Raw genomic sequence first — 12,027 nt, forward strand, 5'->3', positions numbered from 1 at the left:
CAACTGCCTGAACGCCGTTCGCGCAGCTTTGGCCAGGCTGGTGTCGGGGCAGAGGCCTTATTGAAGGCTGGCTGATCGTTCGACCAACGATCGCCAGCACGCTGCGGGAGGAATCGACGCATGACTACCACGACAACGCTGCCTCAAGCGGACCGGATCGGCGGATCGGCGGTCCGGATCGGCGCTCTCGTCCCGCTCACCCGCCCGGGCTGGGTCGAGGCAGGGCGGCACCTGCTCGCCGGCCTCGAGCTGGCAGCTCGCGAAATCAACGACGCCGGCGGAATCGCCGGAAAGCCGCTCGAACTGATCGTTCGGGATACCGCGGCTGACCCACAAAGAGCGGTCGCGGCCGTCGATGAACTGGCGGGTCTGGGCGTCGTCGCGCTGGCTGGGGAGTATCACAGCGTGGTCGCTCGCGCCGTCGCCGCAAGGGCCGACGCTCTCGCGCTGCCTTTTCTCTGTTCCTCCGCGGTGCTCGATGCGCTCACCGACCAGCCGACGAACTGGGTCGCGCGCCTTGCGCCGGCGCAGTCTCACGGCTGGCAGATCTACGCAGAGTTCCTCCTCGGCGCCGGCCATAGCCGTGTCGCCGTGGCAGCCGAAGCCGGTGTCTACTGGGCATCTGGAACCCGAATTCTGCGCGACTACCTTGTGCCCCGCGGCGGCACCGTCACCCAACTCGACCTGGCGCTAAGCAAGGAGTCGCTATGCGACAAACTTGTGCAGGACCGCGCGACGGCCCTGGTTCTTCTGGTCGGCTATCCGGAACCGGCGACAGCGATCGTCAGGTCGTTGCGGAGTGATGACCGCCTCGCGGAGGTGTTGATCGGTGCACCCGCCGGGCAACCGGAGTTCGGCGAGTGGGCGAGGATGCTGGGCGCGGACGGCGCCGCGATCCCGTTCCTGCGCTACCTGCCCAAGCGGCTCCCCCCGCTAGGCCAGCGCGTAAAGGCCGCTCTTCGCGAACGTCTGGGCGAAGCGCCTTCCTTCGTTGCCTTCGAAGGCTACGACACGGTCGCCGTCCTTGCCGAACTGCTACGGTCTAACCGCGTGGATAAAGCCCGGCTCGCGGAATCCTGGGCGCGCGTTGCCGTCGAAGGCACCCGCGCGAAGATCCAGTTCACCCGCACGCCAGGCATCAGCGTCTGGCAATGGGCGTGGGCACCAATCCAGGTCGCTGACCGTGACCCCGCCAACCCGGATGCCTTCCGGACCCGCCATACCGGCTGAACCGCGCGGGCTAGCCTAGCATGTCGCGGACGCTGGCGACGAGCGCGCGCCCCGCGGCGGCTCGGTACGTGTCCGGCGTGCGCGCGAGCATGGCGATCTCCGAGGACGGCAATGCTGGCAAGTCGGGTGTGATAGCGCTGAAATCCAGACCCCTGCGAACCATCCGGCCAAGCGGCGAGACGCCAAAGCCGGCGCGCACTGCCGCAACAAGGGTCAGGCAGCTTCCGCCCACGAACGCCTCCCGCCATGCGATGCCGGCCCGCTCCAAGGTCCTGATCGTCACGGCCCGGACTCCACACGGGGGCGGCAGCATGATCAGTGGCAGCGGACCCTCCGGCCGGCGCCAGCCGGATGGCGCGCACCATTCCAGAGCATCCTTGCCGAGAACCTCCCCGTCGTTCCCGACCTCACGCCGGATGATGGCAAAATCCACTGCACCCGCCTCATACTGCGCGCGCATCGCAGCCGATTGACCGAGACTGACCGCTATCGTCGAATTGGCCGGCAAGGCACCGCTCACTCGCTTGAGGAGCAGGTCGAAGCCCCCACCAATAGCGTGGTCACTGATGCCGATCCGGATATGCGGGGGTGGTCCATCGCATGGCGCCAGCGCAGCCTGATGGGCGGCAAGCAGGGCGTGCGCCCGTTGCAGGAAATCCGCGCCGGCATCGGTCAGGCGCACGAAGCGCGGCGTGCGATCGAGGAGCCTTCTCCCGAGCAGTGACTCGAGCGACTTGATGCGCTGGCTGACAACGGGCTGCACAGTGCCCGCCGCCTCCGCGGCACGCGTGAGGTTTCCGTATTCGGCAGCCAACGTGAAAAGACGGACGGATTCCAGATCAAGCATCATATGATTCCACTATCATAGCTAGTCCATGTCATAGCGTTAAAAAATGGCGGGTCATGAGTCACATACGATATGAGCCAAATGGAGATAGCTATGCCGATGATCGCTGTGCGCTATGTGACGCCGAAACCTCGCCCCGAGCTCCGTCCCAGAATCGCCGAACTGGTTGCCCGCCTCGGAGCGAAGAAGCTGGGAAAGGATCCCAGCGTCACCGCCGTGCTCGTTGAGCCCGCCGATCCGGACAGCTGGTTCATCGCCGGTGCGCCACCGAGCGACGCGGGGTTGTCAGCCTTTTGGCTGGATATCAAAATCACCGCCGGGACCAACACGAAGGCCGAGACGACTGCATTCGTGACGGCCGCCTATGAGGGGATGGCTGAACTGCTCGGGCCGCTGCACGACGAATGCTACGTCTACGTCCACGCAGCCGATGGGGACGCGTATGGCTTCGGTGGCCGCACCCAGAACGGCCGCTGGGCCGCAGCAAATCCCGGCTAAGCCGGGTTTCCGCCTTCACCGTTCCCGCTCGCTCTTGCGGTAGCCGAGGGGAGCCGGGACCCGCCAGTCACGTCGCCTTGCCGACGAACTCCGTGTGGTCTGGGCGCCAAATAGCGCCCGGACTATCGGACCGCGATCGAGTGAAGACGCCTATCGCAGCATTCAAAGGTTGAGCATATTCATTTCGCTGTCGCCATAGCGCTGTCCGTCGATGACATTGGCGTCGAGCGCTCGCTCGATGGACTGGAGGTCCGCGGGCGTGAGGTGGAGATCGACCGCGTCGACATTCTCCTTCAGGCGCGCTCCATTGCGGGTGCCCGGAATGGGCGCGATCCAAGGTTTTTGCGCGAGAAGCCAAGCGAGCGCGAGCTGGGCAACGGTCGCACCCTTGGCAGAAGCAATCTCTTTGAGCGAATGGAGGAGGCGCAGGTTCCTCTGCATAGCTAGCGGTCTAAAGCGCGGAAGGCTGACACGGAAATCGCCGGGAGCGAACGTGCTGTCCGCGCGGAAGGCGCCGGCGAGGAAGCCGCGACCGAGCGGACTGTACGGGACAAAGCCGATCCCCAGTTCTTCCAGCGTCGGCAAAACCTCGGCCTCAGGGTCGCGCGACCACAGCGAGTACTCGCTCTGCACCACGGCAACCGGATGAACCGCATGGGCCCTACGTATCGTCGAGGCACTCGCCTCCGACAGCGCGAAATGCTTGACCTTGCCGGCTTTGACAAGATCGCCGACGGTCCCGGCAACGTCCTCGATCGGCACCGAGGGATCCACTCGGTGCTGGTAGAAAAGATCGATCCTGTCGATCTGGAGCCGTCGAAGCGACGCCTCGGCGACTGCCCTTATGTGGTCTGGGCGGCTGTTGAGGCCGATCGGCCACGGGCCGCCATCCGGGTCCAGGTCGAAGCCGAACTTCGTCGCGATCACCACATCGTGGCGTAGCGGAGCCAGCGCTTCGCCAACCAATTCCTCATTGGTGCCCGGACCATAGACTTCGGCCGTGTCGAACAGTGTCACGCCAAGTTCCACCGCGCCGCGTATAAGCGCGATCGCCTCGGTTCGGTCGCTCGCGGCGCCGTAGGCCCAGCTCAGACCCATACAGCCCAAGCCGAGGGCCGAGACATCCAGCCCGCTGGCCCCGAGTGTGCGCGTCTTCATGGTCAAGCTCCTCCTTTGCAGGGTAAATTTTGGCGCCCCCATGACGCGCGATCCGCAGGGGCCTCAGCGTCCTGTCGGACCTTCGCGTCGTGCACACGATCCGGCGCCGGCCCGGCGCGCAGCGCCATAGGCAAAAAGGGGCCGCCCGATGACCGCACCGCTTCTCCAGGCGGTCTGGGGGCCGGCAGACCCGCCCGCCATGGGCTGGCCCCCCGCCGCGATGCCGCAACGCTAGGCCTCGCGCGATGAGGACCTAGCGGCGACCGTGGTAACCATCGCACAACGGCGCAGGTCCATGTCACCATCGAGCACCTCGTGGAGGGCGGCGGCGAACCTCTTCATGTAGGGGAGCTCGAAATGGGCTGCGAGATCGCCCGCCGTCCTCCAGTTCTCGTAAAGCACCCACATGTCGGGATCCTCGATCAACCGATGAAGGTCGTAGTTGATGTTTCCCTGCTCGGCGCGCGCTGGCTCCACGAGTTGCCAGAGGCGGTGACCCAGTTCGTCACCCAAGCCCTTCTTCGCGCGTAAAAACGCGACGAGCGTGAGCTGGGTCGGATGAGAGTGTGCCGGAGCGCCGGCAGAAGAGCGAGCAGTCATTCAGTTCATCTCCAGTTCTGTTTGCTGGTTGGCTCGGTTCTACGGCATCCGCCGCACCGGTGGCCATCCGACGTGCCCCCTACGATTCTCTCGCCCGGGAGGGCTCAAAGCTGACGACAAGCGCGATGCACCGATCATGCGGCGCGCGCGAGCTACCTGGCCGGTCGCCGTACGCGACAAGGCGAGAGTCGATGCGGCAACCAGGTCGCCGAACATGGTTCTCGCGGTCCTGTTCGTTGAAGCGCCCGACCGGGCGCTTATCGGGCCGCGAGAGCCGCTCGATCGCACCGAACGTAGGTCCGCGATGATGCCGTTCCTTATGCATCTGGAAGCGTCGGGCCCGGTCACGCGATCGAATACCCGCCATCGACCAGCAGGCCGTGGCCCGAGACGAACGCCGCGTCATCCGAGGCGAGGAACGCGACCACGGCCGCAATCTCTTCCGATGTGCCGGCCCGGCCGGCGACGGTCGATGCGGCGAAATCCGTCTTCGCCTCCGCGCTGGGCCAGATGCGGTCCTGCAGGGGCGTGTCGATGATGCCGGGATTGACGGCGTTTACGCGGATCCCGTGCTTGAACAGCTCGATCGCTGCGGTCTTGGTCAGGCCGAGCACCGCGTGCTTGCTGGCGACGTAGAGCGCCGCATTGCCAAAGCCGATCACGCCGCCCATCGACGCGTTGTTGATGATCGTGCCGCCTCCCTGGGCCAGCATCGCCCTAGCTTGATGCTTCATCGACCAGAACACGCCGCGGACATTGGCGTTGAAGACGACGTCGTAGGTTTGGTTGGTCTGGTCGACGAAAGGGGAGAAGGCGCCTTCGGTGCCGGCATTGTTGAACGCCACGTCTATGCGCCCATAGGTGGCGATCGTTTTCGCCACGAGGTCGATCACGCTCCGCTCGACATTGACGTCGGCGACGACGGCGGTCGCCTCCAGGCCTTCCGCCTCGATCTCTGCAACGAGCGCCTCGATCTCCGATTGGCGGCGGGCACTGGCGATCACCTTGGCACCGCGACGAGCCAGTTCAAGCGCGGTCGAGCGCCCAATGCCCGAACTTGCGCCCGTGACGAGGGCGGCTTTCCCCTCAAGGGTCTTCAGCTGTGGCTTGGTCAAGACTAGATTCATTTGAAGGTCCACCCGGCTGGAGCACGTGACAGCCCTCTAACCGCGTTCGAAAAATAAGATTAGGAGACGAATTGTGATTATGGTGGTGAGCCACAAATACTAATTGGACCGCTCGCGATGCAGGGAAACGAACTTGCCGAACTGTCGATATTTCTCACGGTCGCGCGCCACAGGAGCTTCAAGCGAGCCGCCGTCGAGCGGCGCGTCGCGCCTTCAGCAATCAGCCATGCGATTCGCGGCTTGGAAGAACGCGTCGGCGTGCGGCTGTTTCACCGAACCACGCGCAGCGTCTCGCTGACGGAAGCGGGCGAGCGGTTCGAGTCCGAGCTGCACCCTGCGTTCGGCCAGATCGGAAAAGCGCTGGAAAGTCTTAACTCCTTCCGCGGCTCGCCGTTCGGTACTGTCCGGATCAACATCCCCAGTTCCATCGCGCCCTTCGTGCTGCGCAACGTCATGGGCCCGCTGCTGAAGCAAAATCCGGGCCTGCACTTGGACATCGTGGCCACCGACAGGCTAGTCGATATCGTCGAGGATGGTTTCGACGCCGGCATCCGCTTCGGCGAGCGACTGACGCAGGACATGATAGCCGTCCGCATCAAGCCGGTCCTGCGGTTCTCCGTCGTTGGTTCGCCGGACTACTTCCTCGACCGGACGGTGCCGGTTACTCCGGCGGATCTGCAAGACCACAAATGCGTTCGTTATCGCTATCCGAGCGGCGCGATCTACAACTGGCAGTTCGAACGGAAGGGGGAAGCGGTCGATGTCGATGTGAATGGCCCGATCACGCTGGGGGACCAGGAATTGATGATCGAGGCTGCGTTGCAGGGGTGCGGCCTTGCCTACGTATGGGACAATCGAGTCATGCCGTATCTGGCGAGCGGAAAGTTGATCCGTTGTCTCGACGATTGGTGCGCCCCCGACGATGGGCTATTCCTCTATTATCCAAGCCGACGATATCTCTCCGGCGGTCTACGCGCCCTGATCGACATGCTCAAAGTGACGTCTTAGCGACGCGCGATAACATGGGACAAACCCCGCACCTCAAATCGCCAAGGTCCCCCCGTGTAGACCCGCCTGGGCTGCGAGAGTGGACCGGCGCTAGATGGGGGATGATGGTCACGCAGGGCGCTGGAAACTTCGCCGTCACATGCTGGATGGATCCGGGTAGCGGCTCGCAAAATGATGCTCGCCCCCGTTTTCAACCGCTACCGAAGCGAACCAGACTGGCGGATCGGCGGTCCGGATTGGCGGTTTCGTTCCGCTCATCAAACTTGGCTGGGCCGAGGCAGGACGGCACCTGCTCGCCGGTCTCGCGGTTCGAGTAGAGACGGAACCGAAAATGCGACATTACCAAAATTCTTTATCGAAGCTGTTGCGCTTTACAACATACCGACTAGTCGGTATGTTGTTGTTGAAGAGGTGAGATGCCCAGCCATTCCCCGAAGCCTATCGTCAGAACGAAGCTGCTCGACGCTGCAGTAGCGGTGATCCGGGCCAAAGGTTATTCCGCCACCACGGTCGACGAGCTCTGTGCGACCGCCGGAACTACCAAGGGTGCGTTCTTTCATCACTTCAAAACCAAGGACGCAATCGGCGTAGCGGCGGTAGAGCACTGGTCGGAGACGACCGCAGAGCTATTCGCTCGCGCTCCGTATCGCGAACACGCCGACCCGCTCGACCGTGTCATTGGATATCTCGAATTTCGCAAGGCGCTGCTGCAAGGCGGCGTGTCCGAGTTTACCTGTCTCGTCGGCACCATGGTGCAGGAGACTTACGAGACCGCTCCTGCCATCCGCGATGCCTGCGACCGCAGCATCAGTGGTCATGCTACGACGGTCGAAACTGATATCGAAGCGGTGATACAGGATCGGGGCATGTCAGCCGATTGGACGGCCAAGTCGCTTGCGCTACACACCCAAGCCGTTCTCCAGGGCGCTTTCATTCTCGCAAAGGCCAAGGGTTGTTCAGAGATCGCCGCTGAAAGCGTGGATCACCTTATCCGATACCTGAAACTAGCGTTTGGATCGGAGCAAATCCGAACCCGCAACTAAGACTAGTTCTTGAGTGCATGACAAGATTCATAAGGAAATGCCCCGTGAGAAAATTATCGTCCTACCTGTTGTCGAGCGTCAATGGCGTCGTGAGCGACCCGTTTCGTTTCGGCAGGGATGGAATGTACGACGATGTCATTGGCCTTTTGAGTGAGACGATTAATGAGCAGGATGCAGTTCTGCTTGGACGCAAAACCTATGACGAATGGGCTTCTTACTGGCCCACCGCGAAGCATGATGTATTTCGCGAGTTCATTAACCCATCGCCGAAGTATGTTGTAAGCAGCTCGCTCATGGCTCCTTCTTGGCAAAACACGGAAGTAATCTCTGGTGACGTGAAGGCGTCGATCAACGCACTTAAGCAAAAGAACGGCAAAACCATCGGAGTCCATGGAAGCTTAAGCCTGGTGAGCTGGCTCATCGAACAAGAATTGTTGGATGAAATTAGGCTAACGGTATTCCCAACGGTGGTTGGCCCAGGGACACGGCTGTTTGAGAGAAGTAGCACTCAGCACCAGTTTTTGCTGAGTGAGTCGAAGACTAGTGCGCAGGGGTTGACGTATCTCGTTTATAAACGGCTAGCTTGAGTGCGCCGAGCTGAGCGTTTGTACCACCGGTTATCTCACACCCGAACGGTGCGACCGCCCATCACGATGAGAGGATTGCGGTGCCGTCGTGCAGTAGAGCAAACCCGCCGGACGTGTTTCTCGCCGCCATCGTCACATTATAGCGCGACCCACGATCGGGACTAGTCGGACCGCAGCCACGTCATTGCGGTCGTCTCATCCGCAAAAAAGGCAATGTCGGTGCGGTCCCCTATTAGTCGCTTGACCTGAATTCTCTGAAGCGCGGTTCCTAGGATGATTGCCATTCGCCGACTGCGCTGCGTCGGGCGGCTGAAGAGACTGGAAAATGTCGGAATCAAATCCTGAGGCTGTATCAACATCCCCGTGAGATCCGCGAGAGTGACATGTTCGTTTGGCGCGCAAGTCAGCTCCTCGAGAACTGCATCACTGTGCATTCTGAGCCGCTCGGCGGCCGCCGCGTCGAAAAAACCTGACAAGCGCATCCGCCAGAGATCGGGCTGGATTGCATCGACTGTAAACTCTGGTTTCATCGCCCACTCCTACTCCGACACCATTAAGCCTTCTAAAAAACCACTGAATTTACACAGGCGAACATGAGCAGTTGGCCCGTCGGGTTAGTGTCGGGGCTCGCCGCTTATCCATCTGATTGGCAGCGCGCGAGTCACCGACAAAACTGGTTGCGAATTGGCCATTCAGCTCCGGATTCGGCATGCGCCACCCCTAAACGATGTGACGAAGCCTGAACAGTTTGTGCCCGTAGTCGATGCGAGCCACCCCATGCCAAGGCCTCATGCGCGATACGCGCCCTGAAGACGATTGCAGCTTTATCACATAAGCGACACCTGCCGCCGCGCTAAGCGATGGTTGATCGTCATGACGAGACGCGCCCGCCGCCATCGACCATAAATATTCGACGTTCGCTCCAGTGCGGGAGTCAATCCTTGGTTCCCGGCGATGCCGAATTCGCCCCCCCCGGGCGCTCCCTTCGACGAAGCCTTGCCATTTAGCGTAAGTAAGGCAAGGCTCGGAGTGAAGGCGCGACGGGGGACCCGAATGTTTGGCTACATCCTAATGACCGTCGGCATTGTCCAGTTCACGCTCATTCCGGTGTTCGCCGACCTGAACCGAAGTCATGCGGGCAATCCCCACTGGCCTGCTCACGCGCGTTTTCATGTGGTCGCTCAAGTCCTGACAACGTCCGCGATCGGCATTCTGGCACTCGTCTTTCTCTGGGGCAGTCGCGTGTCGGCGCCTCTCGGCGTCTGCATCGCAATGCTCCTGAGCCTGATTCCGTTGCTCGGCTTCTTCATGAGCGCGGCCGCGACGCCTTTCTTCGGCGGAGAAATATCGAATCTTGAGGGAGCGGCAAGGCGGATGCAGCGGCGAGTTGACGGGAATGTGGTCAACTTCGCTATCTCGCTATCTCTTCTGATCGGAGGCCGTCTCGCGATATGGTAGGACAAGATGCTACGACGAGTGCTAATTACGGGGGCGTATGACTTAAGCGGCCTCAGTCTCAAGTTGCTTACGTTTAAGGCCATCCGCCGTGACGCGCTCGGGGAAAGGTCGGCAGGGTGTTGTCGGTCTAATGCGAACTCGTCTCTCCACGATGGGGTCCGCTATTTGAGCGTAGCCGCCTAGCCCATCACCATTTGCCACGCTGAGGCTTGACCGGCGGCTGTGGCCGCGGCCACAGCCGCTGGCGACTTTACTTCACGGGCGGCGCCGCCACCTCCGAAACGCCGGCGTATTTCCAACGCAGCGTTCAGCTCACCACGAGCGAACGCCCGCGTCCGAGCAATGGCGGCTCGAGGACGGCCATCGCTGGGACTTTCGGCTTCGAACAACCACACAACGCGCTCCGCACAAGCGGCGGCCCATTCAGCGACTAATCTCCGATCAGATTCACTTAACGTCTGCAACGAATTTGCCACTGCTATTCCCATGGCTTTTTCGATTATGTGATCTAGGCAGCTTACGGGGTCAAAACCAGCCGGCTGGCTGCCGATACACCTCAGAGTATGGAAGCGTACCGATGGCAAGATACATCTTGGTGCCTGGTGGCTGGCATGGGGGTTGGGCGTACGCCGCGGTAAGCACCATCTTGTCCTCGCTCGGGCACGATGTCCAAGCGATTACCCTTCGAGGTCTGGGTGATGATCCGGCGGTGGGAATCAATTTGGAACGCCACATCGAGGAAGTCGCTTGCGCACTCCGAGATGGTGACACGGCTGCTGTCCTTGTTGGCCACTCATATGGTGGGATGATCATCACTGGCGCAGCCGACCGAGAGCCTTCACTCGTCAAAGCGCTTGTCTACGCCGATGCCTATGTGCCCCAAGACGGCGAATCAGTCTGGCAGCTGGCAGGCCCGCGATATCGCGATCTTTTCATCGCCGGTGTAGCCGCCGACGGGATGACGTGTGCTCCCCCTCCCCATCTCGACCAGCGATGCCGCCCTCATCCGATGGCCACTTTCCTCCAGGCGATAAAGTTGAGCGGAGCTTGGTACGGCGTGCCAGAGAAGGCATTCATTGCCGCGTCCGGATGGGAGGGCAGTCCCTTCACAGAGATTTCCAAAAACTTGGAACGAAACGAGCATTGGGCGACGTTCACGTTTGATTGCGCCCACGACATTCCACGGTTAGCTCCCGATCGTCTGGCTAGCGTGCTGCTAAAATATCTCTGAACCGCAACAGGATTTGATTGGCAGATGTGACCGGCCCCCACTGAGTGGTCCGTGTTGATTGTTATTGCATTGTCGCCGATGGAGCAGCTTCCGGTGCCGGAGGGCGGTATCCCAACGAGCTATGCGGACGGATGGTGTTGTAGTGCCGCCGCTAGGCTTCGATCAGCACGCGGGCTCGGTGAGGCTGTAGAAGATCTCACCGCTAAGCAGTTCGTCGCGCAGCGACCCGTTGAAGGATCCATTGTAGACGTTCTCCCATGGGGATCCTGGTGCGATGTACAGCGTCGTCACGCCGATCTGCGCCAACCACTTCTGGACCGCCGTCGCGATAAACTCAGGTCCATTATCGGACCGGACGTTCGCTGGCGGTCCACGCGCGATGAACAGCTCGGCGAGTGCCTGGTTGGCAATTAGACTTTGCCGGTCCGAAGGGCGCGCGCCCAATCGAGGCGGCCATTCACTTCGGCCCGGCGCGCGGCTGCCTCCCAGTCGTAGGTCACCTGGATCAACTCCGCGGCCCACGCCCCGCCTACATTCTCCACGATCGCGTATCGGGCGTGTGGCGAGCCGCTCTCCGCCACGTGGGGATAGGGCCGGTCGTCATCGTAGGCCGGAAGGCCGACGCTACCGGGGTTGATAATCAGCCGGCCGTCGCGGCGACGAAAAATCCGCGCGATATGAGTGTGCCCGCAAAGGATAACCGCCGCCGCCACGCTCCCCGCTCGTTCCTCGACCTCGGCCTCGGTTGCCGGCCTTAGTCCTTCCGGCGTCACGGTCTCCAGGAAATATTCCAGATCGCTGTCCGGCGTGCCGTGCACCATCAGTACATCATCGGAGAGCCGAAGTGTTTCTGGCAGAGCCCGCACCCAAGTCAGATGATCGGGCCGAAGAGTCGCCAACGCATGCGCGTCGGATAAGCCAGTTTGCCCCGACTGCACGGTCAGCATCTGCCGCTCGTGATTTCCTCGGATGGTAGGTAGATTCATCGGAATCAGGCGATTCGCTGTCTCCATTGGCTCCAGCCCCCCAGATAGGATGTCGCCCAAGTTGACGACATCGTCGATGCCACGCCGAGCGATATCGGCAAGGACGGCGTCGAGCGCAGCGAGGTTTCCGTGTATGTCCGACAGGACAGCGATCTTCATCTGAACAACACCTCTAATATATGCTTTTAATATATGTTTTTTGCAGCGCGATGCGCTTGCGCGGAAAGGTGTCCGCTGGGTGCATCGCGCCAGCG

14 protein-coding genes and 1 pseudogene are annotated in these 12,027 nt (G+C 61.5%); 7 read left to right on the forward strand and 8 right to left on the reverse strand.

Going from position 1 to position 12,027, the window contains the following annotated elements; translation table 11 throughout:
- The first annotated feature begins 120 nt into the window (after positions 1–120).
- Complete coding sequence (locus ACVWZA_RS03035) at positions 121–1,230, forward strand: ABC transporter substrate-binding protein (RefSeq protein ID WP_457309666.1); 1,110 nt, start codon at positions 121–123, stop codon at positions 1,228–1,230.
- 10 nt (positions 1,231–1,240) lie between these two features.
- Here ACVWZA_RS03035 and ACVWZA_RS03040 read toward each other — a convergent pair whose 3' ends face one another.
- The gene (locus tag ACVWZA_RS03040) at positions 1,241–2,077 is read right to left on the reverse strand and encodes a LysR family transcriptional regulator (RefSeq protein ID WP_457309667.1); all 837 of its coding nucleotides are present in this window, start codon (positions 2,075–2,077) and stop codon (positions 1,241–1,243) included.
- 93 nt (positions 2,078–2,170) lie between these two features.
- On the opposite strand from ACVWZA_RS03040, the gene ACVWZA_RS03045 reads away from it, so the two are divergent.
- The gene (locus ACVWZA_RS03045) at positions 2,171–2,575 is read left to right on the forward strand and encodes a tautomerase family protein (RefSeq protein ID WP_457309668.1); all 405 of its coding nucleotides are present in this window, start codon (positions 2,171–2,173) and stop codon (positions 2,573–2,575) included.
- A gap of 162 nt (positions 2,576–2,737) precedes the next feature.
- Here the strand turns inward: ACVWZA_RS03045 and ACVWZA_RS03050 are convergent, their stop codons facing one another.
- The 3 genes from ACVWZA_RS03050 to ACVWZA_RS03060 all read right to left on the reverse strand — a co-directional run bounded on the left by ACVWZA_RS03050 (position 2,738) and on the right by ACVWZA_RS03060 (position 5,448).
- Positions 2,738–3,733: an aldo/keto reductase gene (locus ACVWZA_RS03050; RefSeq protein ID WP_457309669.1), complete on the reverse strand. Its 996-nt coding sequence runs from the start codon at positions 3,731–3,733 to the stop codon at positions 2,738–2,740.
- A gap of 231 nt (positions 3,734–3,964) precedes the next feature.
- Positions 3,965–4,333, reverse strand: a complete 369-nt coding sequence (locus ACVWZA_RS03055; RefSeq protein WP_457309670.1) for a putative quinol monooxygenase — start codon at positions 4,331–4,333, stop codon at positions 3,965–3,967.
- Between the two features lie 344 nt (positions 4,334–4,677).
- Positions 4,678–5,448 (reverse strand): SDR family NAD(P)-dependent oxidoreductase, encoded by a 771-nt coding sequence (locus ACVWZA_RS03060; RefSeq protein ID WP_457309671.1) that lies wholly within the window; start codon positions 5,446–5,448, stop codon positions 4,678–4,680.
- A 129-nt stretch (positions 5,449–5,577) separates the two neighbouring features.
- Between ACVWZA_RS03060 and ACVWZA_RS03065 the strand changes: the two genes are divergently transcribed.
- From ACVWZA_RS03065 to ACVWZA_RS03075, 3 genes are all read left to right on the forward strand, one after another.
- Entirely contained in the window at positions 5,578–6,468 is an 891-nt protein-coding gene (locus ACVWZA_RS03065; RefSeq protein WP_457309672.1) for a LysR family transcriptional regulator, read from the forward strand.
- Positions 6,469–6,884: 416 nt separating this feature from the next.
- Positions 6,885–7,511, forward strand: a complete 627-nt coding sequence (locus ACVWZA_RS03070; RefSeq protein ID WP_457309673.1) for a TetR/AcrR family transcriptional regulator — start codon at positions 6,885–6,887, stop codon at positions 7,509–7,511.
- 44 nt (positions 7,512–7,555) lie between these two features.
- Positions 7,556–8,098, forward strand: a complete 543-nt coding sequence (locus ACVWZA_RS03075) for a dihydrofolate reductase family protein (RefSeq protein WP_457309674.1) — start codon at positions 7,556–7,558, stop codon at positions 8,096–8,098.
- A gap of 161 nt (positions 8,099–8,259) precedes the next feature.
- Here the strand turns inward: ACVWZA_RS03075 and ACVWZA_RS03080 are convergent, their stop codons facing one another.
- Positions 8,260–8,628: a hypothetical protein gene (locus ACVWZA_RS03080; protein ID WP_457309675.1), complete on the reverse strand. Its 369-nt coding sequence runs from the start codon at positions 8,626–8,628 to the stop codon at positions 8,260–8,262.
- A gap of 523 nt (positions 8,629–9,151) precedes the next feature.
- Between ACVWZA_RS03080 and ACVWZA_RS03085 the strand changes: the two genes are divergently transcribed.
- Entirely contained in the window at positions 9,152–9,556 is a 405-nt protein-coding gene (locus ACVWZA_RS03085; protein ID WP_457309676.1) for a hypothetical protein, read from the forward strand.
- A 179-nt stretch (positions 9,557–9,735) separates the two neighbouring features.
- On the opposite strand, the gene ACVWZA_RS03090 is transcribed toward ACVWZA_RS03085, so the two are convergent.
- On the reverse strand, positions 9,736–10,044 hold the full coding sequence (locus ACVWZA_RS03090) for a putative immunity protein (protein WP_457310053.1): 309 nt from the start codon (positions 10,042–10,044) through the stop codon (positions 9,736–9,738).
- A gap of 89 nt (positions 10,045–10,133) precedes the next feature.
- On the opposite strand from ACVWZA_RS03090, the gene ACVWZA_RS03095 reads away from it, so the two are divergent.
- Entirely contained in the window at positions 10,134–10,787 is a 654-nt protein-coding gene (locus ACVWZA_RS03095) for an alpha/beta fold hydrolase (protein WP_457309677.1), read from the forward strand.
- 61 nt (positions 10,788–10,848) lie between these two features.
- Here the strand turns inward: ACVWZA_RS03095 and ACVWZA_RS03100 are convergent.
- Positions 10,849–11,186, reverse strand: a pseudogene (locus ACVWZA_RS03100) (integrase core domain-containing protein); the annotation flags it as partial.
- Positions 11,187–11,197: 11 nt separating this feature from the next.
- Complete coding sequence (locus ACVWZA_RS03105; protein WP_457309678.1) at positions 11,198–11,932, reverse strand: metallophosphoesterase family protein; 735 nt, start codon at positions 11,930–11,932, stop codon at positions 11,198–11,200.
- Between the last annotated feature and the right edge of the window lie 95 nt (positions 11,933–12,027).

The organism is Sphingomonas sp. UYAg733, from assembly GCF_054057355.1.